This is a genomic window from Flavobacterium sinopsychrotolerans (genome assembly GCF_900110375.1).
GTDB classification, from domain to species: Bacteria; Bacteroidota; Bacteroidia; order Flavobacteriales; family Flavobacteriaceae; genus Flavobacterium; species Flavobacterium sinopsychrotolerans.
Genome location: NZ_FODN01000007.1, coordinates 137,194 through 163,775, shown reverse-complemented (window position 1 = coordinate 163,775; position 26,582 = coordinate 137,194). Strand labels below are relative to the sequence as shown.

The 26,582-nt window shown below is 35.0% G+C and carries 24 protein-coding genes; 6 read left to right on the top strand and 18 right to left on the bottom strand.

Annotation, left to right across the window (positions count from 1 at the left end; genetic code table 11):
* Positions 1-44: 44 nt before the first annotated feature.
* On the bottom strand, positions 45-2,819 hold the full coding sequence (locus BMX64_RS12820) for a 2-oxoglutarate dehydrogenase E1 component (protein ID WP_091172495.1): 2,775 nt from the start codon (positions 2,817-2,819) through the stop codon (positions 45-47).
* Positions 2,820-2,939: 120 nt separating this feature from the next.
* On the opposite strand from BMX64_RS12820, the gene BMX64_RS12815 reads away from it, so the two are divergent.
* Complete coding sequence (locus tag BMX64_RS12815; protein WP_091172491.1) at positions 2,940-3,482, top strand: hypothetical protein; 543 nt, start codon at positions 2,940-2,942, stop codon at positions 3,480-3,482.
* Between the two features lie 42 nt (positions 3,483-3,524).
* Here the strand turns inward: BMX64_RS12815 and BMX64_RS12810 are convergent, their stop codons facing one another.
* Positions 3,525-3,878, bottom strand: coding sequence for a hypothetical protein (locus BMX64_RS12810; RefSeq protein ID WP_091172488.1), 354 nt, complete (start codon positions 3,876-3,878; stop codon positions 3,525-3,527).
* Positions 3,879-4,016: 138 nt separating this feature from the next.
* Positions 4,017-4,991, bottom strand: a complete 975-nt coding sequence (locus BMX64_RS12805; protein WP_091172484.1) for a polyprenyl synthetase family protein — start codon at positions 4,989-4,991, stop codon at positions 4,017-4,019.
* 213 nt (positions 4,992-5,204) lie between these two features.
* On the opposite strand from BMX64_RS12805, the gene BMX64_RS12800 reads away from it, so the two are divergent.
* The 5 genes from BMX64_RS12800 (at position 5,205) to BMX64_RS12780 (ending at position 12,127) form a co-directional block, all read left to right on the top strand.
* Positions 5,205-5,726: a YceI family protein gene (locus tag BMX64_RS12800; RefSeq protein ID WP_091172480.1), complete on the top strand. Its 522-nt coding sequence runs from the start codon at positions 5,205-5,207 to the stop codon at positions 5,724-5,726.
* Between the two features lie 144 nt (positions 5,727-5,870).
* On the top strand, positions 5,871-6,467 hold the full coding sequence (locus BMX64_RS12795) for a TetR/AcrR family transcriptional regulator (RefSeq protein ID WP_091172476.1): 597 nt from the start codon (positions 5,871-5,873) through the stop codon (positions 6,465-6,467).
* Positions 6,468-6,469: 2 nt separating this feature from the next.
* Complete coding sequence (locus BMX64_RS12790) at positions 6,470-7,810, top strand: TolC family protein (RefSeq protein WP_091172473.1); 1,341 nt, start codon at positions 6,470-6,472, stop codon at positions 7,808-7,810.
* A gap of 4 nt (positions 7,811-7,814) precedes the next feature.
* On the top strand, positions 7,815-8,876 hold the full coding sequence (locus BMX64_RS12785) for an efflux RND transporter periplasmic adaptor subunit (protein ID WP_091172469.1): 1,062 nt from the start codon (positions 7,815-7,817) through the stop codon (positions 8,874-8,876).
* Positions 8,877-8,953: 77 nt separating this feature from the next.
* The gene (locus BMX64_RS12780) at positions 8,954-12,127 is read left to right on the top strand and encodes an efflux RND transporter permease subunit (RefSeq protein WP_091172465.1); all 3,174 of its coding nucleotides are present in this window, start codon (positions 8,954-8,956) and stop codon (positions 12,125-12,127) included.
* Between the two features lie 712 nt (positions 12,128-12,839).
* Here BMX64_RS12780 and BMX64_RS12775 read toward each other — a convergent pair.
* The 15 genes from BMX64_RS12775 to BMX64_RS12705 all read right to left on the bottom strand — a co-directional run bounded on the left by BMX64_RS12775 (position 12,840) and on the right by BMX64_RS12705 (position 26,494).
* Entirely contained in the window at positions 12,840-14,210 is a 1,371-nt protein-coding gene (locus BMX64_RS12775; protein ID WP_091172462.1) for an NADH-quinone oxidoreductase subunit N, read from the bottom strand.
* Between the two features lie 13 nt (positions 14,211-14,223).
* A complete protein-coding gene (locus BMX64_RS12770; protein ID WP_091172459.1) occupies positions 14,224-15,666 on the bottom strand; it encodes a complex I subunit 4 family protein in 1,443 nt (480 codons plus the stop codon).
* Positions 15,667-15,675: 9 nt separating this feature from the next.
* Positions 15,676-17,562 carry an NADH-quinone oxidoreductase subunit L gene (nuoL, locus tag BMX64_RS12765; protein WP_091172851.1) on the bottom strand — a complete coding sequence of 629 codons (1,887 nt, stop codon included), beginning with the start codon at positions 17,560-17,562 and terminating at the stop codon, positions 15,676-15,678.
* Between the two features lie 6 nt (positions 17,563-17,568).
* Positions 17,569-17,889 carry an NADH-quinone oxidoreductase subunit NuoK gene (nuoK, locus tag BMX64_RS12760; protein WP_066079401.1) on the bottom strand — a complete coding sequence of 107 codons (321 nt, stop codon included), beginning with the start codon at positions 17,887-17,889 and terminating at the stop codon, positions 17,569-17,571.
* Position 17,890: 1 nt separating this feature from the next.
* Complete coding sequence (locus BMX64_RS12755; protein ID WP_091172454.1) at positions 17,891-18,403, bottom strand: NADH-quinone oxidoreductase subunit J family protein; 513 nt, start codon at positions 18,401-18,403, stop codon at positions 17,891-17,893.
* Positions 18,403-18,948 (bottom strand): NuoI/complex I 23 kDa subunit family protein, encoded by a 546-nt coding sequence (locus BMX64_RS12750; RefSeq protein ID WP_091172451.1) that lies wholly within the window; start codon positions 18,946-18,948, stop codon positions 18,403-18,405. Before BMX64_RS12750 ends, BMX64_RS12755 begins: the two co-directional genes overlap by 1 nt.
* A gap of 157 nt (positions 18,949-19,105) precedes the next feature.
* On the bottom strand, positions 19,106-20,158 hold the full coding sequence (gene nuoH, locus BMX64_RS12745; protein WP_091172448.1) for an NADH-quinone oxidoreductase subunit NuoH: 1,053 nt from the start codon (positions 20,156-20,158) through the stop codon (positions 19,106-19,108).
* The gene (locus BMX64_RS12740; protein WP_091172445.1) at positions 20,151-21,200 is read right to left on the bottom strand and encodes an NADH-quinone oxidoreductase subunit G; all 1,050 of its coding nucleotides are present in this window, start codon (positions 21,198-21,200) and stop codon (positions 20,151-20,153) included. Before BMX64_RS12740 ends, nuoH begins: the two co-directional genes overlap by 8 nt.
* A gap of 18 nt (positions 21,201-21,218) precedes the next feature.
* Positions 21,219-22,586 (bottom strand): NADH-quinone oxidoreductase subunit NuoF, encoded by a 1,368-nt coding sequence (nuoF, locus tag BMX64_RS12735; RefSeq protein WP_091172442.1) that lies wholly within the window; start codon positions 22,584-22,586, stop codon positions 21,219-21,221.
* A 1-nt stretch (position 22,587) separates the two neighbouring features.
* The gene (locus tag BMX64_RS12730) at positions 22,588-23,118 is read right to left on the bottom strand and encodes a complex I 24 kDa subunit family protein (protein WP_073205034.1); all 531 of its coding nucleotides are present in this window, start codon (positions 23,116-23,118) and stop codon (positions 22,588-22,590) included.
* Positions 23,119-23,205: 87 nt separating this feature from the next.
* On the bottom strand, positions 23,206-24,444 hold the full coding sequence (locus BMX64_RS12725; protein ID WP_091172439.1) for an NADH-quinone oxidoreductase subunit D: 1,239 nt from the start codon (positions 24,442-24,444) through the stop codon (positions 23,206-23,208).
* 35 nt (positions 24,445-24,479) lie between these two features.
* A complete protein-coding gene (locus BMX64_RS12720; RefSeq protein ID WP_091172435.1) occupies positions 24,480-25,001 on the bottom strand; it encodes an NADH-quinone oxidoreductase subunit C in 522 nt (173 codons plus the stop codon).
* Between the two features lie 3 nt (positions 25,002-25,004).
* Positions 25,005-25,553, bottom strand: a complete 549-nt coding sequence (locus tag BMX64_RS12715) for an NADH-quinone oxidoreductase subunit B (protein ID WP_091172432.1) — start codon at positions 25,551-25,553, stop codon at positions 25,005-25,007.
* Between the two features lie 81 nt (positions 25,554-25,634).
* On the bottom strand, positions 25,635-26,000 hold the full coding sequence (locus tag BMX64_RS12710) for an NADH-quinone oxidoreductase subunit A (protein WP_091172430.1): 366 nt from the start codon (positions 25,998-26,000) through the stop codon (positions 25,635-25,637).
* 299 nt (positions 26,001-26,299) lie between these two features.
* Entirely contained in the window at positions 26,300-26,494 is a 195-nt protein-coding gene (locus BMX64_RS12705) for a cold-shock protein (RefSeq protein ID WP_007137066.1), read from the bottom strand.
* Positions 26,495-26,582: the final 88 nt, after the last annotated feature.

Below are 26,582 nucleotides of genomic sequence, written 5' to 3'. Positions count from 1 at the left end.
GTCACCTAAGAGCAACTTTAAACCTTAAACTTTAAACTATTTTTTTATCTGTATAAATTTTTATCAAAAACCATTCTTAAAGCATCAGCCTGACGACGTTTTGCTCTTGTATAACTTCCAGCCGCTGGAGCTGCATATGCTTTTAGTGAAGCCAATCTCCATTTTACTAAATCGAAATTCATCAACATAAAGCTGTACGCTCCCATGTTTTTTGGCTCTTCTTGTGCCCAAACATAATCATCAGCGTTTGGATATTTAGCAATAATTTCTTTTAATTGTTCCACTGGCAATGGGAATAATTGTTCTATTCTAACAACCGCAACATCATTTCTACCCAGATTTTCTCTTTCGGCAGTGATGTCATAATAGAATTTTCCGGTACAGAAAACTAGTGTTTTCACCTCATCCTTATTCACTGTTTCATCATCGAATGTTTCCTGGAAACTACCTGTTGCAAATTCTTCAACAGAAGAAACCACTCTTGGATCACGCAACAAACTCTTTGGCGTAAAAACAATAAGCGGTTTACGGAAGGTTGTTTTCATTTGTCTTCTCAACAAGTGAAAGAAGTTAGCTGGCGTTGTACAATCCGCAACATACATATTATGTCTGGCGCAAAGTTGTAAATAACGTTCCATTCTGGCTGATGAATGTTCAGCTCCTTGTCCTTCATATCCGTGAGGTAATAACAAAACAATTCCGTTCTGGTTATTCCATTTATCTTCTCCACAAGAGATGTATTGGTCAATCATAATTTGGGCTCCATTACTGAAATCTCCAAACTGTGCTTCCCAAATGGTTAGTGTATTTGGGTTTGCCAAAGCATATCCGTAATCAAATCCTAAAACTCCATATTCAGACAAAAGTGAATTGTAAATATTGAATTTTCCGGTTGCTCCTTCTAAATTACTCAATAAAGTAACTTCTTCTTCTGAATCTTCCACTTTTACAACGGCGTGACGGTGAGAGAATGTCCCACGCTCCACATCTTGTCCGGAAATACGAACATCGTATCCTTCTTTTAAAAGTGAACCATAAGCCAAATGTTCGGCCATAGCCCAATCCAGCTTATTCGTTTCGAAAAACATTGTTTTTCTATCGTTTATCAGTTTTTGAATTTTACTGATAAACTTTTTATCTGTTGGTAAGTTACAAATTATATTTGCTACCTCAGTAAGTCCTTCTTTTGGGAAAGTAGTGTCTACTTTTTTAAGCATTTCAACATCAGAAACCTGCTCAAAACCTTTCCACTCATTTTTCATGAACGGCGTAATAATAGTCAAATCTTTTTTACGGGATTCTTCTAAGTTTATTTCCAGATTTGATTTGTATTCTTGCTCCAAGCCTTTTACAAAAGTGTTGTCAATTACTCCGTCAGCAAGTAATTTCTCCATGTAAATATCTCTTGGATTTTTGTGCTTAGCAATAATTTTATACAATACGGGCTGTGTAAAACGAGGCTCATCACCTTCGTTATGTCCGTATTTTCTATATCCTAATAAATCAATAAATACATCTTTACCAAATTGCATTCTGAAATCCAAAGCAAATGACATTGCGTGAACGACAGCTTCAGCATCATCCGCATTAACGTGCAATACTGGCGAAAGCGTAACTTTAGCAACATCCGTACAATAAGTTGATGAACGTGCATCAAGGTAATTAGTTGTAAATCCTACTTGATTATTGATTACAATATGGATTGTTCCTCCGGTTTTATAACCGTCCAATTGCGCCATTTGCACAATTTCATACAAAATTCCCTGACCAGCAATTGCGGCATCCCCGTGAACGGCGATTGGCAATACTTTTGAGAAATCGTTAGGAAAATACTTGTCTTGTTTTGCTCTTGTAATTCCTTCGATTACTGCACCTACAGTTTCAAGGTGCGAAGGATTTGGCGCTAAATTGATATTGATTTTTTTACCAGTGCTAGTCACTTTATCAGCGGTAAGTCCCAAATGGTATTTTACGTCACCGTCAAAATATTCCTGGTCGTAATCCTTACCATCAAACTCTCCAAAAATGTCTTGGGTTGATTTGCCAAAAATATTTGCCAAAACATTCAAACGGCCACGGTGTGCCATTCCCATTACAAATTGTTCCACTCCTTTTTCGGCTGCTTTTTCAATTAAAGCATCCAAAGCTGGTATGATTGATTCTCCACCTTCAAGAGAAAAACGTTTTTGACCTACATATTTAGTATGCAAAAAGTTTTCAAAAGAAACAGCTTGATTTAATTTATTCAGAATTGATTTTTTTTCTTCTAAAGAAAATTTAGGTTGGTTATCATTATAACCCAATTTTTTCTGAATCCACTCTACCACTTCCGGTTTACGGATATACATATACTCCACCCCAATGTGCTGGCAATATATAGTATCTAGGTGTTTGATGATTTCCTGAAGCGTACAAGGCTGAATATTAATCACCTTAGCGGCATCAAAAACAGTATTTAAATCTGCGGAAGAAAGTCCGAAATTTGTGATTTCAAGTGTTGGCGATGTTGTACGTCTTTCTCGAACCGGATTTGTTTTAGTGAACAAATGACCGCGAGAACGATATCCATCTATTAGTTTTAATACGTTGAATTCTTTTTGAAGCTTTTCAGAGACCAAACTTACATCCGTATTATTAGAAGCAAAATTTGCTATTTGCTCCACCTTGTTCTCCTCATTGTAAGACGTCATTCCAAAGTCGAAACCTTGAAAAAAACTTCTCCAACTTGGCTCAACGCTATCTGGATTTTCTAAGTATTGATCGTATAATTGTGCAAAAAATTCTGTGTGTGCTGCGTTTAAAAATGAAAACCTATCCATAATATTTAGTGAATATACCTTTTTTGTTAAAATAGTTTGGCAAAAGTACGATAATACAATAAATTTATAATTTATTTTAAGATACTTTTACATTGAAAATTGTTAAAAATCTAGAAACTTATGATAAAGAATGGCTTTTTTAATATTCCCGAATCATTTTTGGTACTACTAACCGTATTTATTTCAAGTTGTCTGTTTGCGCAACAAAATGATTTGGAGCCAAAAATGCAAAATCAGTTTTGGAAGAACGTGCAATTTGGAGGTGGAATCGGATTAGGTTTTGGTTCCGGCTATACGGACATTTCTTTGGCACCAAGTGCTATTTATAATTTCAATGAATATGTAGCTTTGGGTGTTGGCGCGCAATATAAATATTTAAAACAAAAGGATTATTATGCTTCTCATTTGTATGGCGGTAGCGTTATAGGTCTTTTTAATCCGATACCTGAAATCCAACTTTCGGCTGAACTGGAACAACTAAGAGTCAATGTAAATCTGGATGGATCCAATAGCAATTCACAGGATTACTGGAATACCGGATTGTTTATAGGAGCCGGTTACCGGTCCGGAAACGCCACAATTGGCGGCCGCTACAATGTTATGACCGATAAGAATAACATTTACGGCAGTGCCTTTATGCCATTCATCCGAGTGTATTTTTAAATCCTCTTTCTTAAGGTTTAAGGAATCTAAACTGAAAAAAGATTAACGATATTTATTCCTGAACCAAACTTTCTGCCATTCTCTTTTTAGAATCAGGAAAGCGACTTGTTCGGCGAGAATTACTAAATCAGAACCATCGAGTTTTTTTATTTCTTCTTCGGAAACATCAATTATGTAAAGTAAATTGAGATATTCAGCAAATTTATACTGAATGAGTCGGTAGATTTTTTCATGAAGCTGTAACTTCAATTCATTAGGAGAAATACTCAAAGGAAAATCAATTGCTTCGTTAGCCAAATTGAAATCCTTATTCATTTGTTCGATTAATTTCAAATATAAGTTTTCACCTTCGGCTACAGAAAGTAGTAAATCGGTATTTTTTGGAACTATAAACATATCTTTTAAATTTCAATGGCAATATCAATAGCAATTTTCAATATTGTTGTTATGGTACAATTTACTTCTTGTTAATTTTAAAATCAACTTTCAAAATCATCGTTGTTATTGATTATTGAAATTGTTATTGAAATTGAATTACACTTTCCTTCCCATTAAGTTTTCACCAAAAGCCTTCAACATTTCTTTTTTATCTGTGCTGATATTCATTTTATCCAAGGTTTGAAAAGCCTTGAACGTAAAATCCTGAATTGCATCTTGCGTTGCTTTTGAAGCACCTGAATTGTTAAAAAGCTCTTTTACCGTTTTTATTTTTTCCGTATTGTCTTCTGGCTGAATGGAAAACAATCGTCTCAATTCTTTTGCTTCTGTTTCTTCTGAAAAAGCAACCGCTTTAAGATATAAATACGTTTTTTTATTTTCTATAATGTCTCCACCTACTTGTTTCCCAAAGGTTTCTGGGTCACCAAAAGCATCTAGAAAATCATCCTGTAATTGAAAAGCCAAACCTAAATTCAATCCAAAATCATAAATCAAATTTGCATTTTCTTCTGAAGTTTCCGCAATAATTGCTCCCATTTTCATGGCTGCAGCAACTAAAACAGCTGTCTTATATTGAATCATTTTCAGGTATTCCGGAATGGTTACGTCATTTCTTTCTTCAAAATCGACATCCCATTGCTGACCTTCACAAACTTCAAGAGCGGTTTTGCTAAATAGCTTCGCCAAATCTCGAAAAATAATTGGTTCGTACTGCTCGAAATATTGGTACGCTAAAATCAGCATGGCATCACCGGATAAGATTCCGGTGTTCAGACTCCATTTCTCGTGAACCGTTTCCTTTCCTCTTCGCAAAGGAGCATCATCCATAATATCATCATGTACCAACGAGAAATTATGAAAAACTTCAACAGCCAAAGCCGCCGGTAACGCTTTTATATAATCGGTATCAAAAACCTCAGCACTCATTAATGTAAGTACCGGACGCATTCTTTTACCTCCAAGATCTAATATATAATGTATGGGTTCGTATAGATTTCTCGGTTCTTTGTCTTCATATTGTGATTGCAAATAATCAGAAAGAAACTCTTGATACTGGTAAATAGAATGCATAAAATAAATTTTTCGGCTAATTTACAGTATTCAATTTGCATTACAAACTCCGTTTTACGATCAAATGTTAAATAAATCAAAATACAATGGAAACTATTTTGGTATTCAAAGTTTCCGTCTTACATTTGCACTCGAATTTAACAGTTCGAATACCTAACAATATCTTTTAAATGATTGTGAGATCAATTAAATTCTTAATACAACCGATGAATTATGAAAACAAAGTGGACAGTTGACTCTAGTCAATCAGATGTTCTGATAAAAATGAGACATTCAATAATCGCTTATCTGGCAGGTTCCATAAATAAATTTAACGGACACATAGACATTAAAAATAATGAAATCGAAGACGCTTCAATAGAGTTTTCCTTGGATGTAAACCACAAAGACACCAAACTGGAACAAATAGACACACATTTAAAAATGAATGATTTATTTGATGTAAATGAGTATCCAATTATCAGTTTTAAGTCAACTTCATTCGAAAAAGTAAATAAGAACATTAATTTTTTGAAGGGAAATTTAACCATTAAAAACATTACCAAAGCAGTTGAACTTGATGCGGAATTCATTGGAATCAATGCTTACAATGGGGATCAAAAGGCAGGATTTGAAATCACCGGGAAAATTAACCGTAAAGATTTTGGGCTAACCTTTAATTCCTTCAATCAAACTAGCGGATTAGCTCTGGGTCAAGATATTAAACTGATTGCTAATTTAGAATTTACCGTTTAAGACTTCAATCTTAGTTAAATGTTAAATAATTACAAAATTAATGGAAACTATTTCAGTGTTGATAGTTTCCTTTGTACATTTACACTCCATTTTCAACTTTAATTAGTTGATTTAAAGCATACAAAACTATTTCAGCTTAAAAAAATGAAAGAAAAAATTATAAACAAAGCAAAAGACATGTTTTTGAGACTGGGTTTCAAAAGCATCACTATGGATGATATTGCCGGTGAAATGTGTATTTCTAAAAAAACAATTTATAAATATTTTGCCAATAAAGAATTGTTGATACAGGAAAGCACACAGGTGCTTCATAAGGAAGTTCACGAAATTATTACCGAAATTATCTCTAGAGACTACAACGCTATAGAGGAAAACTTCCAGATTAGAAAAATGTTTGCTGATATGTTCAAATCTACAGACACCTCTCCTATTTATCAACTGAAGAAACATTATCCGGAAGTTTACGAAACGGTTTTAGAATATCAAGTTCAAGAATGTGAAAGTTGTTTTAAACAAAACATAGAAAAAGGAATTGATCAAGGTTTGTATAGGAAAGACATCAATATTGACGCCTATGTTAAACTTTATTACGCTTTAATTTTTACCATTAATGAAAATACCCGTTCCGAAAGAGAAGCTTTTGCATTAGAGATGGAAGCACTGGAATATCACACAAGAGCAATGGCTACAGAAAAAGGCATTGCCGAATTAGAAAAAAACTTACTTAATCCAATTACATAAAAATGAAAAAAACAGTTCTATTAATAATTTTGACATTTGCGCTTAGTGCCAATGCACAAGATGTAAAATCGCTCACGCTGAAAGAAGCCATCAACTACGCTTTAGAGAATAAAGCCGATGCCAAAAAAGCAAAACTGAAAGTGGAGAACAGCGAATACCAAATTCAGGAAGTCCGTTCCAGAGCTTTACCGCAAATTTCTGCCAACGGTAATTTGACTTACAATCCTGTGATTCAAACTACTGTAATTGACGGAGCTGGATTTGGACAACCAGGAACAACTATTCAGGCCGCTTTTGGTCAAAAATGGGTTTCAACAGCTGGTGTTTCTTTGACACAAGCGTTATTTGACCAAACGGTTTTTACCGGTTTGAAAGCGGCAAAATCTACTAGAGAATTTTACCAAATCAATGAACAACTAACCGAAGAACAAGTAATTGAGCGCGTAGCCAATAATTATTATCAGGTGTATGTTCAAAGACAAAAACTGACGGTTATTGATAGTACGTACAAAAATACGAATAAAGTAAAAGACATTATCAAAGGACAATTTGACAACGGATTAGCTAAGAAAATTGATTTGGATCGAATCTTAGTGAAGATTTCAAACATCAATACGCAACGTCAACAAGTGCTGAATGCCGTTCAAATTCAGGAAAATGCGTTGAAATTTTACATGGGAATGCCGATAGAAACTCAAATTGAGATTCCACAAACTGCATTTGAAGTGGGACCACAAGCACTCTCTGAAATTCCAAATACAGCTAACAGAACGGAATATTTGCTTTTGAAGAAACAAGAACAACTTTTATTTTATCAAAAAAAGGCTGTTGAAGCTTCTTATTACCCAACATTATCATTGAACGCCGGATACAATTATATTGGTCAAGGTCCAAAAATGCCTATTGGAGGAAAACCAGCTGACGGAGTTTATTGGTCAGATTTCTCATCAATTGGATTGAATTTGAAAGTGCCAATTTTTACTGGTTTTGGAACTCGTGCCAAAGTAAGACAAGCCGATATTGAAATTAGAACGGTTCAAGAAGATTTAGTTGACACCAAATTAGCGCTTGATCTGGCTTTCGCCAATGCAAAAACGCAAATTGACAACAGCTTAACTACCATCAACAATCAAAAAGAGAATGCACAATTAGCCAAAGAAGTTTTAGACAATACCAGAAATAATTATATTCAAGGATTAGCTTCTTTAACTGACTTATTGGATGCTGAAAATTCATTGACTGAAGCGCAAAACAACTACACATCGGCCGTACTGGAATACAAACTGGCAGAAATACAATTAATCAAATCAAAAGGCGAATTAAAAACACTTATAAATAATTAACAAAATGAAAAAAAGCATACTTACCATAGTACTAATTGTTGCCACTTTAGGGATTATTGCCTACGTTTTAACCAATAATAAAAAAGAAAATGAAGCAAAAACTGCTGTAGTAGCAGAGAAAAATGCTAGCATTTCAGTAAAAGTAGCAACGGTAAAAACCGAAGAAGTTTCCCTTGATTTTGTAGCCAATGGAAATTTTGCACCGCTACAAGAATTAAGCTTTTCAGCAGAAAAACCAGGAAGAGTAGTTCGAGTTTTAGTTGATGAAGGCGACAGAGTACGTATTGGTCAAACACTGGCAATTGTAAGAAGCGAACAAATTACAGCTGATTTACAAACTGCACAAGCATCATATCAAAATGCTTTGACAGACTACAGTCGTTTTGAAAATGCCTTCAAAACTGGCGGTGTGACTAAACAACAATTGGATCAGGCTAAATTGAGTTTAGTGACTTCAAAATCAAGATTGCAACAAGCAAAAGTGAATATTGGCGATACAAATATCAAAGCGACAATCAACGGAATTGTGAACAAAAAATACGTTGAACCAGGATCGGTTCTAGGTGCCGGAACACAATTGTTTGACATTGTTAATGTTTCTAAATTGAAACTAAAGGTCAATGTAAATGAAAATCAGGTTGCAGGTTTAAAAGTAGGAACTACACTATCTGTAAAAGCGAGTGTGTATCCAGATGCAACATTCTCAGGAAAAATCTCATTCATCGCCCCAAAAGCAGATGCAAGTTTGAACTTTCCTGTAGAAATAGAAATTGCTAATAATGCTGCAAATGATTTGAAAGCCGGAATGTACGGAACTGCTGAATTTTCTGCAAATCAAGGAAAACAATCGTTGATGGTTGTTCCTAGAAATGCATTCGTAGGAAGTGTGAGCAGCAATGAAATATTTGTAATCGAAAACGGAACTGCTAAACTGAAAACGGTTACTGCAGGAAGAATTCTTGGTGATAAAGTAGAAGTTTTAAACGGACTTTCAGAGGGTGAAACTGTAATTGTTACCGGTCAAATCAACCTTCAAGACGGATCTAAAGTGGATATTATTAAATAGTCGAAAATCATAAAGCCAAAGGTCGAAAGCAGAAAACTTTATGTCCTTACAACTTTAAGATACAAAAATATAAATATATGAAATTAGCAGAAATATCCATAAAACGTCCTTCCTTAGTCATCGTATTGTTTACGATACTAACTTTAGGAGGATTGTTCAGTTACAGCCAATTAGGCTACGAATTGATTCCAAAATTTGAAACTAACGTAATTTCGATTGCAACTGTATATCCTGGTGCATCACCTAGCGAAGTGGAGAACACCGTTACTAAAAAGATTGAAGACGCGATTTCCTCTTTAGAAAACATCAAGAAGATCGACTCTAAATCCTTTGAAAGTTTATCTTCGGTGTCTATAACGCTGACATCAAATGCTGATGTTAATATTTCGATGAACGATGCGCAGCGAAAGATAAATGCTATTATAAACGACTTACCGGATGATGCGGAAGCCCCTTCCCTAAACAAGTTTTCTTTGAGCGATTTACCAATTATGACCATTGGTGCCAACGGAAAAATGGACGAAGTTGAATTTTATGACTTAGTTGATAAAAAATTAGCGCCCGTATTATCTCGTGTACAAGGAGTCGCGCAAGTAAACATTACCGGTGGACAAGAAAGAGAAATTCAAGTCAATCTTGATGCTGTAAAAATGCAAGCCTACGGACTTTCGGTACCGCAAGTGCAACAGAACATTTTATCCTCCAACTTGGATTTCCCAACCGGAAATATTCAAACCCGTGAGCAAAAAATATTAATCCGTTTAGCCGGAAAATACAAGAATGTTGAAGAGTTAAGAAACTTAATTGTTTCTTCTAAAAACGGAATCCAAGTTCGTTTAGGCGAAATCGCTGATGTTCAAGACACACAAAAAATCACTGAAAAAGTAGCTCGTGTCAATCAGAAAAGTGCTATTATTTTGCAAATCATAAAACAGTCCGATGCTAATGCGGTTGCGGTGAGTGAAGAGTTGGTGAAAACAATTGCTAAACTAGAAGCGGAGTACAAAACGACCGAATTAAAACTAGAAATCGCAAAAGACAGTACTGTATTTACACTTGAAGCTGCTGATGCCGTGGTACATGATTTACTTATTGCAGTACTTTTAGTAGCGTTTGTAATGTTGTTTTTCTTACACAGTATTCGAAACTCATTGATTGTAATGGTTTCTATTCCAGCTTCGTTAATTGCTACTTTCATCGGAATTTATTTAATGGGATACACCTTGAACTTAATGAGTTTATTAGGACTGTCTCTCGTTGTTGGTATTCTTGTGGATGATGCTATTGTGGTTCTGGAAAACATTTACAGGCACATGGAAATGGGCAAAAACAAAGTTCGTGCTGCCTATGATGGTACGGCCGAAATTGGTGGAACTGTAGTATCGATTACGCTTGTAATTGTAGTTGTGTTTTTACCAATTGCATTGAGTTCTGGATTGGTTTCTAATATTATTACGCAGTTTTGCGTAACGGTAATTATATCCACTTTACTATCATTAGTGGCATCATTTACTATTATTCCTTGGTTATCCTCCCGATACGGAAAATTAGAGCATATTGAAGGTAAAAACCTTTTCGGAAGAATCATCCTTGGTTTTGAAAGTTATTTAACGCGTTTCATCAACTGGATTTCTGGATTATTGACATGGAGTTTAGATCATTACAAAACAACACTAGCTATTGTTTTAGTTATCTTTTTCAGCTCAATTGCATTGGTTCCTGCAGGGTTTATTGGAGGTGAATTCTTTGCAGCATCAGACAGTGGTGAGTTTTTAGTTCAAATCGAAATGCCAAAAGATGCCTCGCTAGAACAAACTAACTTCATGACACAAAAAGCTGAAGCTTTTTTAGAGAATGAAGCTTTTGTCGAAAGCCAGTTTACTATTGTGGGTCAAACCAGTGGTGGGCTTGGAGCTTCGCAAGCAACTGCATACAAATCAGAAATTAACGTGAAAATGGTCCAATTAGACCAACGCGATGAACCTGCAAATGTTTACGCTGCAAAAACCAAACGTAAATTAGAAAAATTATTAGTTGGTGCAAAAGTTAAAACCGTTCCGGTAGGTATTTTAGGAACGGCTGAAGATGCTACTTTAGGGCTTATTGTAACGGGTCCAGATGTAGCAAGTGCCATGAAATTTGCCATTGCTGCTGAAAAAGAATTGCGTACTATTCCGGGAGCAACAGAAATCGAATTATCTGTAGAAGATGGAAATCCTGAAGTAAACGTAAAAGTAGACAGAGATAAAATGGCCGCACTTGGTTTGAGTTTACAAACAGTTGGTATTACGATGCAAACGGCTTTTAGCGGGAATACCGACGGACGTTTTAGAGCTGGAGAATACGAATATGACATCAATATTAAATACAATGCATTCGATAGAAAAAGTATTGCTGATGTAAGCAACTTGATTTTCATCAATGATATGGGCCAACAAATCAAGTTAAATCAATTTGCAACCGTTACGGAAGGTTCTGGTCCAAGCCAATTGGAACGTAGGGACAAAACGGCATCGGTGACAGTAAAAGGGCAAAACGTGGGAGTTGCTTCTGGAACAATTGTTGCGCAATGGCAAGAAAAAATAGATCAACTAAAAAAACCTACCGGTGTCAACTACATTTGGGGTGGTGATCAAGAAAACCAGTCAGAAGGTTTTGGAACATTAGGAATTGCTTTATTGGCTGCCATTATCTTGGTCTACCTTGTAATGGTTTCCTTATACGACAGTTTTGTGCATCCATTCGTAGTATTATTTGCTATTCCACTTTCATTCATTGGAGCATTACTAGCATTAGCATTAACGAATAACACCTTGAACATCTTTACGATTCTTGGAGTCATCATGCTTATTGGTCTGGTATGTAAGAATGCGATCATGCTTGTGGATTACACCAACCAACGTAGAGCCGCTGGTGAAACCATTAGAACCGCATTAATTCAAGCGAATCATGCGCGTCTTCGTCCAATTTTAATGACAACAATTGCAATGGTTTTTGGTATGTTCCCAATTGCATTAGCTGCTGGAGCTGGAGCCGAATGGAAAAATGGTTTGGCATGGGTAATTATTGGTGGATTAATAAGTTCCTTATTCCTAACCTTGATTGTCGTTCCAGTAATTTATGAAATTATGGAGAAATTGATTGCTAAATTCAGTAAAGGAGAAAAAGTTGATTACGAAGCGGAAATGGTTGCTGATTATGACCACATCGAGTTAAGTGAAGATGGTTTTAATCCAAAACATACGTTATAAAACATCATTTTCTTTAAAATATAAAACCTGTTCATTAATTTGAACAGGTTTTTTTATTTATGATTAAAAAGATAAATCTTCAGGATAACTTGTTCAAGCAGAAATGCAATAAAAATTAATATCGCAGTTGAGTGTTCATTTAGAAGTATAATTATTTCCCCATTTATGGTTATTTACAAAGTGTTTTTAAAACATTGTATATTTTCGATTAGAAATATTGTTTCTTAATTTTCAATTAAAAACATATTCCATCAAGCCCAACTGAGGAAAATATCGATTACTATTTCAAGTATGTTTTACTAAAGTGTTATATGATTTAAATTCCCCGCCTGTTTACGAATCTTTTCTTATTGAATAATCAACTTTAAATTGCCAATTAACAAGCGCCTTAACCGCATCTGAATACTCTTTAATCCATCTCTAAAACAAAGTAACTAGCATTTCTGGTTCAAGCCAAATCGTATAAAATACCAGCGCTAACATGATTTAATTTTATCATAAAATCAAAGTTGGATTTTGATTAACTTGCTATTTGATGGATTAAGAATCTCTCTTAAATCCAAATAAAATAAGTTTGCACATCCAAAATTTAAGGTATATTGAGAATATTTTAGATTAAAATATAGCATCTTACTCTTAAAAATAAAGGCTTATCATAAAAAAACCATCAAAATTGCTCTTGATGGTTTTTTGTATATTTTTAAAATTTGGTTTATGCCAATAAATCTAACACTAAAGATGGGAACAACCCTAATGCGATATTCAACACAATTGCTATAACAGCAACAGCATAAATAATAACTGGAGTTCCTTTTCGTTCCTCGTTTGGCTCTTTGGTATACATCGCTAAAATTAATTTAAAGTAGTATCCAACGCTAATAATAGAGTTTACCACTGCTACTATTACTAAAGCCAAATAACCCTCTTGAATCGTTTGACTGAACAAAACCAACTTAGCAAAGAATCCCGCAAAAATTGGAATCCCAGCCATAGAAAGCAAAGCTGCTGTAAGAATGGCGGCTAACAATGGATTGGTTTTTCCCAATCCGTGGAAATTTACAATATCTTCGTTGTCTCTATTTTTACAAACGTATAAAATCACACTGAAAGCAGCGATTCCAGACAAAGAATACGCTGAGGCATAATACAACAAACTTCCTGCTGATGTAGACAAAGTCAACAAAGTCATCAACATAAAACCCGCATGAGAAACTCCTGAAAAAGCCAACATACGTTTTACATTCGTTTGTCTCAAGGCCATAATATTACCAACGGTCATCGAAGCCATTGAAATAATAACCACTACCATTTTGAATGACTCAGAAACATCAGCATTCATAACGGATAATAATTTGTACAAAGTTGCCATAGCAACTACTTTCGCCAAAGTACTCATCAGTGCCGTTGTCAATGCCGGAGAACCTTCGTAAACGTCCGGTGCCCAGAAATGAAATGGAACTGCAGCCACTTTAAACAACATTCCGATTGTTACCAATACAATTCCGATTGGAAACCAAACCGGCAACTCAGCTGATTGCGATAATTCACTGATTTCCGTAACATCAAAACTTCCCATGGCTCCGTAAATTAAACAGATACCAAAAAGAATGATTCCTGAGGCAAAAGATCCCATTAAGAAATACTTCATTCCCGCTTCGTTACTTTTTAAATTCATACGATCACTTGCCGCAAGAATATACAGCGCAATAGATAAAACTTCGATTCCCAAAAAGAACATCGCTAAGTTTCCAAAAGAAACCATCGCCACTGCTCCTGCCAATAAAAATATTTTTATGGCAATGTAATCAGAGATTTTAGATTGATGATTTTCGTAAAAGTTATGTCCTAATGCCACCAGAAAAATGGTAAGCACAATAAATAAAGACGAAAAAGTACTAGAAAATTTACTCACAACAATCATGTTGTTGTAGTAACTCTCCGTAGAATTAAATTCAGATATGGTTAAACCCAGCACTCCCAATAATCCAAGTATTGTTATTGGAACAATGGCTTTCCTTAAATTAAAAATTTCAAATAAAAGGCATAAAACACCTAATCCTATTATAGCTATTAATGTATTCATTTTCTTATTTGACTTAGTTAATTCGGTTTATTTGAGTTAAAATTTCTTCCAGACTTGGCGTAATCAAATCGGTAATTGGCTTTGGATACATCCCAAAAAAGAATAAAACACCAATTATAAGTACCAATGTTATTCCTTCATTGACAGTTACATCAGTAAAAGCCTTTGAATTGGTTTCTCCCAACATTGCATGTTGAAACATTTTCAACATATAATACGCTCCTAAAATAATGGTTGTTCCTCCTAAAATAGCAAACCAAATATTGATTTGTGAAAGACTGTATAAAACGGTGAATTCTCCAATAAAGTTAAAAGTAGTAGGCAAGGCAACAGATGCTAAAACCAAAATCATAAACATCGAAGTGAATTTTGGTGATTGCGTACGAATACCGCCCATTTCAGCAATGGCTCTGGTTTCGTATCTTCTGAAAATAATTTCAGCGGCATAAAACAATCCAACAACTACAAAACCATGAGCAATCATTTGTAAAACTGCACCACGCAATCCGTCTAAAGTCAATGTGTACGTTCCAGCTGCTATTAATCCAACGTGTGCCAAAGAAGAATACGCTAATAATTTCTTCAAATCTTTTTGTTTCAATGCAACGATAGATCCATAAATCACACCTGTAATTCCAAGTCCTATGAAAATATACATGTACTCTTTGGCAGCCAATGGCGCCAATGGCAATTGCCAACGAATAACACTGTATAATCCCATTTTTAGCATGATACCAGACAAAAGCATTGTCCCAACAGTTGGTGCTTTTTGGTACACATTTGCTTGCCAAGTATGGAAAGGAATTAATGGAATCTTAATGGCATATGCTAAGAAGAAAGCCAAGAATATCCATAATTGCTCGTTTGCTGTTAGATTCAATTTGTATAAATCTTCTAATAAAAGACTTCCTGCTTTTTGATACATATAAACAAAAGCCACTAACATAAATAAAGAACCTGCTAAGGTGTAGATAAAGAATTTAACTACTGCTTTTTTGCGTTCTTCTACATCTCCGTTACCCCATATTAAAGCGATGAAGTAAATTGGAATCAATGATAATTCCCAAAAAATATAATATAAAAGACCATCAGATGCCAAGAATGTTCCTGCCATTGCAAACGACATAAACAAGAGTAACGCATAAAATGATTTTGAATTTTTATAGTCATTTCCAAAAGAGGAAAATATAATTATTGGAGTCAAAACTGTGGTCAACAAAAGCATCGCCATTGATAATCCGTCTGCTCTTAGAGCAAAAGAAATATTAGGTTGTGTGATCCACTGGTTGATGAAACTGATGTTTTCACCTAAATTATAGTGATTTAATAATACAATAGAAGCGCCTGCAGCAGCTAACCCAAAGAACAAAGCCACTTTTGAAGCCAGTTTATCGCCTGCAAGAAAAGTTGCAAACGCACCAACCAAAAGTATAATTAATATTAGAGATACATTCATGATATATGATTATTGTTGAGCTAAAAATAAATAAGAAACAATGGCGCAAAGCCCTAATACGAAAGCAAAAAGATAAAGACCAATGCTTCCATTTTGTATTTTCTTTCCTTGGTAACTTATTTCGTTGGTAACTTTTCCGAATCCAAAAACTAAAGCTGATAAACCAGTTTCTACAGTGTCTCTGAAAAAACGAGACAAGAAATTAATCGGTTTAACAAAAATAGCATCATAAAATTCATCAACATAATATTTATTGTAAAGCACTTTAGAAAATCCTGTAATAGCAGCATCTTCAGTTGGAACTGTATTTTGTTTGATGTATTTGGCGTAAGCAATACCAATTCCTACTAATCCACCCACAACAGCAATAGCCATCAAGATATATTCAGTAGTTCCTAAATGGTGTTCAGCGGTTGCTAATTTTGGTAAAATTGGAATCAAATAATGATTCAACCAACTGTTTCCAGGCAAACTAATCACACCACCGATGGTAGCCAAAATTGCTAAAACAATTAAAGGAATGGTAATTAAAGAAGGGCTTTCGTGCAAATGGTGTTTTTGTTCTGCGGTTCCTCTGAATTCTTGAAAGAACGTTAAGAACATTAAGCGGAACATATAAAAAGCAGTCATTATAGAGGCAACCGAAGCCACAACCCATAACGGAATATTATGATGGAAAGCAACTAATAAGATTTCGTCTTTCGAGAAAAACCCAGAGAATAATGGAACTCCCGAAATCGCTAAAGAAGCAATAAACATCGTTGCAAAAGTAATTGGCATCGCTTTTTTCAAACCACCCATGTTGCGCATGTCTTGTTCTCCGTGCAAAGCGTGAATTACAGAACCTGAACCCAAGAACAAACAAGCTTTGAAGAAAGCGTGTGTGATTACATGGAAAACAGCCACTTCATAAGCGCCTAATCCTAAAGCCAAAAACATTAATCCCAATTGAGAAACGGTAGAATAAGCCAATACTTTCTTGATATCATTTTGAACCAATCCAATTGTTGCGGCTACCAAAGCAGTAACAGCTCCAACAATTGCAATTATAGATTGTACATCCGGAGTCAAATCAAATAAGAAATTCAATCTGGTAATCATAAAAATTCCTGCAGTTACCATCGTAGCTGCGTGAATTAATGCTGAAACTGGTGTTGGACCTGCCATCGCATCTGGTAACCAAGTGTACAACGGAATTTGTGCTGATTTACCACAAGCTCCAATAAATAAAGCGAAAGCAGCAACAGAAAGCCAATACATATCAAGATTCGTTGCACCAGCAATAGCCGTTTTTAAAGTAGCATAATCTAAAGTCGAGAATAAATTCCCTAGAATAAAAATCCCAACTAACAATCCTAAATCACCAATACGGTTCATGATGAATGCTTTCTTAGCAGCGTCATTGTACTCTTGGTTTTTATGCCAAAATCCAATTAACAGATACGAACAAAGACCTACGCCTTCCCAACCGATGAACAACACTAATAAGTTACTTCCTATTACTAATGTAATCATGAAGAATATAAACAGATTCAAATATGCGAAAAACTTGTGCATATTTTCATCATCGTGCATGTAACTGATCGAATACAAATGAATCAAAGACCCAATTCCAGTTACGAAAAGCAACCATAAAATTGATAATTGGTCCAATTGAAATCCAAAATCAACATTGAAATTACTGATTTGGATCCAATCAAAAAGTGAAATTCGAATTCCTTCCGGTTGCGCTGCAATTCCACCAAAGAAATAAGCAGTTGCAATAAAAGAAACCAAAACTGAAAGCGTTCCTATTATTCCAGAAAGGGATTTTCCAAGACTTTTGCCAAAGAAAACATTGATTAAAAATCCTAAAAAAGGAGCGAGAACTAAAACTAAAGCTATATTGGTATTCATTTCCATTTATCCTTTTAAGTTTTTTAAATTATCGATAGTAATTGAACCTAAATTTCTAAAAATAGAAACTAGAATTGCCAATCCTACCGCAACTTCTGCCGCAGCAACAGCCATCGAAAAGAACACAAAAACTTGTCCTTGCGCATCTTGATGATAGGTCGAAAATGCTACAAACAATAAGTTTACTGCATTCAGCATAATTTCAATTGACATAAATACGATAATGGCATTTCGTCTGTACAACACCCCAAAAACGCCAATACAAAAAAGTATTACGCTTAGGAATATATAATTTTCAATACCAATGTGGTTTAAAATATTGTTCATCTTATTTTTGCAATTTTTCTTTTTTAGACAATAACACAGTTCCAATCATAGCAACCAAAAGTAATATAGAGGCAAATTCAAACGGAACCATATATTCATTCAGCAAGATTTTACCCAATACTTTTATAGACTGATAATCCTCGCCGGTAGTTACGTATTCTCCAACAATAGGTTTTGAGTTGATAAAAATAGCTATCAAAACCAAACAGATTAAACAAAAAGAAACAATAGCTCCTAATCGTGTAATTCTAGGTCGGTGCACTTCTCTTTCCTCATTTAAATTCATCAACATGATGGTGAATAAAAACAAAATCATAATCGCTCCAGAATACACAATAATGTGAACTATCGCCAAGAATTGAGAATTCAATAATAGATAATGACCAGCAATCGAAAAGAAACAAATCACTAAATAAATAGCACTGTGAATCGGATTTTTGCTAAAAATTGTCAAAAATGCGGTTGCTAATGTGATAGCAGCCAATACACAAAAAATTATAAGTATCGTAGACATTAGTTAGCGTTTTTAAGTTGAGCGTTTTTCATTGCCATTTCAAGCGGCATGACCAATTTGTCTTTTCCAAAGATGAAATCTTCTCTTTCATAACTTGAAGGAACCAGAACTTTAGAAGTTGTCAAGTAAATGGCATCTTTCGGACAAGCCTCTTCACACAATCCACAAAAAATACAACGCAACATATTGATTTCATAAATCGATGCATATTTTTCTTCTCTGTACAAATGTTTTTCATCTGCTCTGCGTTCTTCAGCCTTCATCGTAATCGCTTCCGCAGGACAAGACAACGCACATAAACCACAAGCCGTACAATTTTCACGACCTTGCTCATCACGCTTCAACATATGCTGACCGCGATACACCGGACTCATTTCACGTACTTGCTCCGGATATTGAATCGTTACTTTTCTGGTGAACAAATGCTGAATCGTAATTATCAAACCTTTGACAATCGCAACAAGATACATTCTTTCCCAAAAAGTCATCTCTTTGTTAGAGACTTGCTTTTTTCTTCCCGATAAGGATATACTTTCTATTGACATTTTTTATTTTATTTGAAGCTTAATCCTGCTATTCGTTTCAATCTTTATTATTTTCAAAGAAAAAACAATAAAGGATTTTCACTGCTATCAGGGCTAGGGCTTTTTCTATATAAATTATATTTTATCCTAGTTATTCCCCCTTCGGGGGTTAGGGGGCTTAAAATCCTAAATAAGCAGCAATTTCTGCTCTCAAAATTACAATTCCTGTAATTATAATATTAATGATCGACAATGGAATTAATATTCTCCAACCCAAATGCATCAATTGATCGTATCTGAATCTTGGAATAGTCCAACGAACCCACATATAGAAAAATATGAATCCACATAATTTGATAAACAAAGCACCAAATCCTAAAATATTGGCAATATTTACACCCCAATTTTCAACTACCCAACTCATTCCAGGATAATTATATCCTCCAAAGAATAAAACCGCTAAAATCGTAGAAGAAATAAACATATTCGCATATTCAGCAAATAAATAGAATCCCATTTTCATCGATGAATATTCCGTGTGGTATCCTCCAATTAATTCACTTTCGCATTCCGCTAAGTCAAAAGGAGTTCTATTTGCTTCAGCAAAAGCACAAATTAAAAATATAATAAAAGATAACGGTTGGTAAAACACATTCCAGTTCATTCCGGCTTGTTGTGCCGAAATTTCTCTTAAACTCAACGTTCCGGTCATCATCAACAAAGCAATCATCGAAAGTCCCATGGCAACTTCATAAGATACCATTTGCGAAGCAGCACGAACCGCACCCATCAAAGAGAACTTATTATTAGATGCCCAACCACCAATCATGATTCCGTAAACACCCACTGAAACAACTCCGAAAAAGTATAATAATCCAATGTTCAAATCAGTTGCCTGCAATAAAATATCTCTTCCAAACAAATGCAGCTTGTCTCCCCAAGGAATTACGGCACTTGTCATTAATGCGGTACTCATTGCAATTGCCGGACCTACAAAAAACAAAAATCTGTTTGGCGTATTCGGTTCAAATTCTTCTTTCGAGAATAATTTTAAACCATCAGCAAGCGGTTGAAACAATCCAAAAGGACCGGCTCTATTTGGTCCAACACGATCTTGAAGCCAAGCGGCAACTTTTCGTTCAGCCCAAGTGGAATACATTGCCATCAGCATTGTCAGAGCAAAAACTGCAACAATAATGACACTTTTTTCTATGATAATAGTACTATCCATTATTACCCAAGCTTTTTTGATTAATAATGTCTTCTTCAGTCAATGGAATCTCGACCATACTTATTTTCTTACGGTCTTCTTCTCTACCTATAAGGATATGATCTTCGGTAGCGATTTCTACTTTTTGTAATTTTCTGTTGTATTTATTTTGGTTGATAACCGAATCTTTTTCAAATGCTCTTGGTCCCTCAATTGTCCAATCTGCAATGTCTTTGTGATCAAAACGACATCCATTACAAATAAATTCATCTACTTCATGGTACTCATCTTTTCTTCCGGTAACACGTTGGATTTCGTCACCAAACATCCAAACGGTAGTTTTTCCAGAGCAAGTAGGGCAATTTCTGTGTGCGTTATAAGGCTTGCTGAACCAAACTCTAGATTTAAATCTAAATGTTTTATCAGTTAAAGCTCCTACTGGGCAAACATCAATCATATTTCCGGAGAACTCATTATCAACCGCTTTTGAGATACAAGTTGATATATTAGAATGATCTCCTCTATCCATTACTCCGTGTACACGATCATCAGTCAATTGATCTGCAACCATTACGCAACGGTAACATAGAATACAACGATTCATGTGCAATTGAATATTTGGGCCAATATTTTCTGGCTCAAAAGTTCTTTTTTCTTCGATAAAACGAGTTTCTGATTTCCCGTGCTCAAAGCTTAAGTTTTGCAAATCACATTCTCCTGCCTGATCACAAACCGGACAATCTAACGGGTGATTAATCAATAAAAATTCCGTTACTGATTTTCTGGCTTCGGTTACTCTTGGCGAAGATTTACTGTTCACTTCCATTCCGTCCATACAACCGGTTACACAAGATGCCATTAATTTAGGCATTGGTCTTGGGTCGGCTTCACTTCCTTTGGAAACTTCCACTAAACAACAACGACATTTTCCACCGCTACCTTTTAGTTTAGAATAATAGCACATCGCTGGCGGAACTACTTCTCCACCTATCATACGTGCTGCCTGCAGGATTGTTGTTCCTGGTTCTACTTCTATGCTTTGACCGTCTATGGTTACTTTCATTTTCTGAAATTCTTGACTTTATACGATTACTTTAGAAACTAAATGCTTTACTTTTTCAAAAGGTTCCGCAACAAAATGATCTCTATTCTTTATTTTTTCCGGGAAACGAATATGGTATTCAAACTCTTCTCTAAAATGACGAATTGCTGCTGCCACTGGCCAAGCTGCTGCATCCCCTAATGGACAAATGGTATTTCCTTCAATTTTACTTTGAATACTCAATAGCAAATCGATATCTTCTTCACGACCGTGACCATTTTCTATTCTGTGTAATACTTTTTCCATCCATCCTGTACCTTCACGACAAGGAGAACATTGTCCACAACTTTCATGATGATAAAAACGAGAGAAATTCCAAGTATTGCGAACGATGCAAGATGTGTCATTGTAAACAATAAATCCACCTGATCCTAACATAGAACCTGTAGCAAATCCACCGTCACTTAATGATTCGTATGACATCAAACGATCTTCACCGTTTGCCGTTTTATAAATTAAATTCGCAGGTAAAACGGGAACAGAACTTCCTCCCGGTACAAATGCTTTCAAAGGTCTGTCAGAACTCATTCCGCCTAAATATTCATCAGAATTCATGAATTCGTAAACACTTAAACCCAATTCAATTTCATAAACACCCGGATTTTTGACATGTCCTGAAGCTGAAATTAATTTGGTTCCTGTAGAACGTCCGATACCGATTTTAGCATAATCCGCACCAGAATTATTGATAATCCATGGCACAGCGGCAATTGTTTCTACATTATTTACAACCGTTGGATTTGCCCAAAGTCCTGAAATAGCAGGAAATGGTGGTTTTATACGAGGATTTCCTCTTTTTCCTTCCAATGATTCAATCAATGCAGTTTCTTCACCACAAATGTAAGCTCCAGCACCACAATGAACATAAAGTTCTAAATCGTATCCTGAACCTAATATATTTTTACCCAAAAATCCAGCAGCTTTTGCTTCGTTAATGGCTCTTTCTAATATTTTATAAACCCACATGTATTCTCCACGAATGTAGATGTAAGATAGGTTTGCACCCAAAGCATAACTGGAAGTAATCATTCCTTCAATCAATAAATGAGGAATAAATTCCATCAAATAACGGTCTTTGAAAGTTCCCGGCTCAGATTCATCCGCATTACAAACTAAATGTCTTGGTTTTCCTGATTTTTTATCAATAAAACTCCATTTCATTCCTGCTGGGAATCCTGCTCCACCACGACCACGCAATCCTGAAGTTTTCACTTCTTCGACAACTTCGTCTGGCGTTAATGTTTTTAGGGCTTTTTCTACTGAAGCATAACCACCGTTTTGACGGTATACTTCGTACGTTTTAATTCCTGGAATATTTATTTTGTCTAATAATATTTTTTGTGACATATTATTTATCGTGTAATATTATTGTATCGTTTTTGCAATCATCAATTAACTGGTCGATTTTTGCTGCCGTCAAATGTTCTTTGTAAAAATCGCCTAATTGCATCATTGGAGCGTAACCACAAGCACCTAAACATTCAACTCCTCTAACTTCAAACAGACCGTCTGGAGTAGGCTCACCTACTTTTACACCTAGTTTTTCACAAGTATAATCCATTAAATCCTCTACTCCATTCAAACAACAAGGAGAAGTTTGACAAAATTCAAACATGTATTTTCCAACTGGTCTTTGGTTGTACATCGTATAAAACGATACTACTTCGTAAACTTCAATTGGTTTAATCAAAAGGATTTCGGCTACTTTATTCATTAATTCAATACTCAACCAATTCTCGTGAGCATCTTGAACTTCATGTAAAACAGGCAATAAAGCCGATTTTCTTTTGTCTTCAGGATAATGACTAATCAATTCATTGATGCGAGTCATCAATGCTTCAGTCATATTTATTTCTTGTTTGTGATACGTACGTTCCATTTTTTATTATTTCAAATTTTGAATTCTAAATTTTGAATGTTTTTTGACTTTCATTCCTAAATTTATAATTCATCATTTATAATTTTATTAAGCGTCTAATTCTCCGGCAATAACATTTAAACTTGACAAAATAACAATTGCATCCGATAGTAATGAACCTTTAATCATTTCTGGATACGCTTGATAGTAAATAAAACAAGGTCTTCGGAAATGTAATCTATATGGAGTTCGACTTCCGTCAGTAACCAAGTAAAAACCTAGTTCTCCATTTCCACCTTCAACAGGATGATAAATTTCAGCAACTGGAACAGGAACTTCTCCCATAACAATTTTGAAATGATAAATCAACGATTCCATACTCGTGTAAACGTCTTCTTTTGGAGGAAGGTAATAATCCGGAACATCAGCATGAAAGTCATTTCCTTCCGGCATTTTTGCTAATGCTTGACGAATGATACTCAAACTTTCCCAAACTTCGGCATTACGAACACAAAAACGATCGTAAGTATCTCCAGATTTTCCAACAGGAATAATAAAATCAAAATCTTCGTAAGAAGAATACGGTTGCGCTACACGAACATCATAATCGACACCTGCAGCACGTAAATTTGGACCTGTAAACCCATAAGCCATAGCTTGTTCAGCAGTTATAGCTCCAACATTTACCGTTCTATCAATAAAAATTCTATTTCTTTCGAATAAGTTTTCAAATTCTTTCCAAGCTGCTGGAAAGTCTTGCAAAAACACATCTAATTTTCTAAAAGCTTCTGGTGACCAATCTCTTTCGAAACCACCAATTCTTCCCATATTTGTCGTCAAACGAGCGCCACAAATTTCTTCGTAGATTTCGTAAACTTTTTCTCTAAATTGGAACACGTATAAAAATCCGGTATATGCTCCGGTATCAACACCAAGGATTGAATTACAGATGATATGATCCGTGATTCTTGCCAATTCCATTACAATAACTCTTAAATATTGCGCTCTTTTAGGAACTTCAATATCTAATAATTTTTCTAATGTCATCCACCAACCCATATTATTTATAGGCGATGAACAATAGTTCATTCTGTCGGTAAGAGGGGTGATTTGGTAAAAAGGACGATTTTCAGCGATTTTTTCGAAAGCTCTGTGAATGTAACCAATAGTTGGTTCCGCTTCCAGAATTCTTTCTCCATCCATCAACAAGATATTTTGAAAAATACCGTGTGTAGCTGGGTGAGTTGGCCCTAAATTCAGAATCGAAAGCTCGCTTCCGTCTTCGTTTAGCTGTTCTTTTATTCTTTTAGCATAGCGATGCTCTGGTGGTAATAATAGTTCTGACATTTATTTAATGTGAAAAATTATAATAGTGTGTGTTTTTAATAATTGTCGGTTGTTCTTCCAAAGAAACGGTCATCTTTATCAGTTCTTCCGCTGTCTTCCATTGGGAACTCCTTACGCATTGGAAAAGAAATCATTTCATCCATATTCAAAATACGTTTCAATTGTGGATGACCAATGAAGTTTATCCCATAAAAATCATACGTTTCTCTTTCCATCCAGTTAGAACTTAAGAAAATGTTTGATATCGTTTTTATTTCTGGGTTTTCACCATTGATAAAAGCTTTGATTTTAATTCTTTTGTTTTCGTACCAATTGTGCAAATGATAGACCACCGCAAATTGATGATCAACATCGTTGTCAGGATAGTGAATCCCGCACAAATCAGTTAAAAAATGAAAACGTAATGTTGGGTCATTTTTCAAAAAAAGAATAACCGCTGTAATTTTATCAGCAGCAACTTCAAATGAAAATATATCTTTTTCCTGATTGAATTCAAAAACAGCTGAATCAAATGTTTCAACTAATTTTTCTTGGATTTGTATCGTTTCTAGCGCCATTATTTATTTGATGTTATAGGAAGCTAATAATTCTTGGTATTCAGGTGAACTTCTTCTTCTTACCGATTCCGTTCTAACCAACTCTTGCAATTTCATAACACCGTCAACAATTTGCTCTGGTCTTGGCGGACAACCCGGAACATAAACATCAACCGGAATTACTTTATCAATCCCTTGCAAAACAGAATAGGTATCAAAAATTCCACCAGATGAAGCACAAGCCCCAACAGCGATAACCCAACGAGGTTCTGACATTTGCTCGTAAACCTGACGTAAAATTGGCGCCATTTTTTTCGAAATCGTACCCATTACCATTAACATATCCGCTTGACGAGGAGAAAAACTCACTCGCTCCGAACCAAATCGTGCCAAATCATAATGCGAAGCCATTGTTGCCATAAATTCAATACCACAACAAGACGTTGCAAAAGGCAAAGGCCACAATGAATTTGCACGAGCCAATCCCACAACATCATTCAGTTTTGTAGCGAAGAAACCCTCACCAACAACACCTTCCGGAGGGGCAACCATATTTATATTTGAATCACTCATTTTTTATTTTTTTGAATTATAAATTCTGAATCAATAGTAAACCTATTTTAAAATTCAAAATTCAGCATTTAAAATAAATCTTTATTCCCACTCTAATGCTTTCTTTTTGATGATGTAGAAAAAACCCACCAAAAGCAACATCATAAAAATCACCATTTTCACCATTCCTTCCATTCCCAATTCCTTGAAGTTGATTGCCCACGGATACAAGAAAATCACCTCAACGTCAAACAAAACAAACAAGATGGCTACAAGAAAATATTTTACTGAAAATGGAATTCTCGCATTTCCCACGGATTCAATACCGCATTCGAAGTTTTTATCTTTAATTTCAGAAGATCTTTTAGGTCCTAATTTTCCTGAAACTAATATAGTTCCTACAACAAATCCTACAGCTAAGATAAACTGCATTAAAATAGGAATATAATTTAATTGATCGGATTGCATATTACGTATTTTTTGAATGAGAATAAGCGACAAAGATAACTTTCAAATTACTAAATAACAATTAAAACTTAAAAATACATCTGTACTATAACGATGTAAATTTACAATTTTTATTAATTATAAATAAGGAAAGACTGTTATCTTAAGATGTGTTTAACGTTTGTAAAATTTAATAATGGCAAAAGCAAGGCTCATTTATTTTGGAAATGAGAAAAATTTCGGAATAAAAAAAAACGTTCCGAAATAAATCGGAACGTTTTTTAAACATTCGTAGGCAAAAAAAATTAATTTTTTTATGCTTAGATCACTGCTACTTTCGCAGCAACTTTTCCTTTTCTTCCTTCTTCTTCTTCATAGCTAACTCTGTCACCTTCGCGTAATTCTTCCGCGTTGATTCCTGATGCATGAACAAAAATGTCTTTTCCTGTTTCTTCGTCTGTAATGAATCCGTAACCTTTAGATTCATTGAAAAATTTAACTGTACCTGTACGCATTGTAATAGTAATAATAATTTATAATGGAGCAAATGTAATATTTAATATAATACGAAAGACGTTCTTCTCTTTTTATTTTGTAAAAATA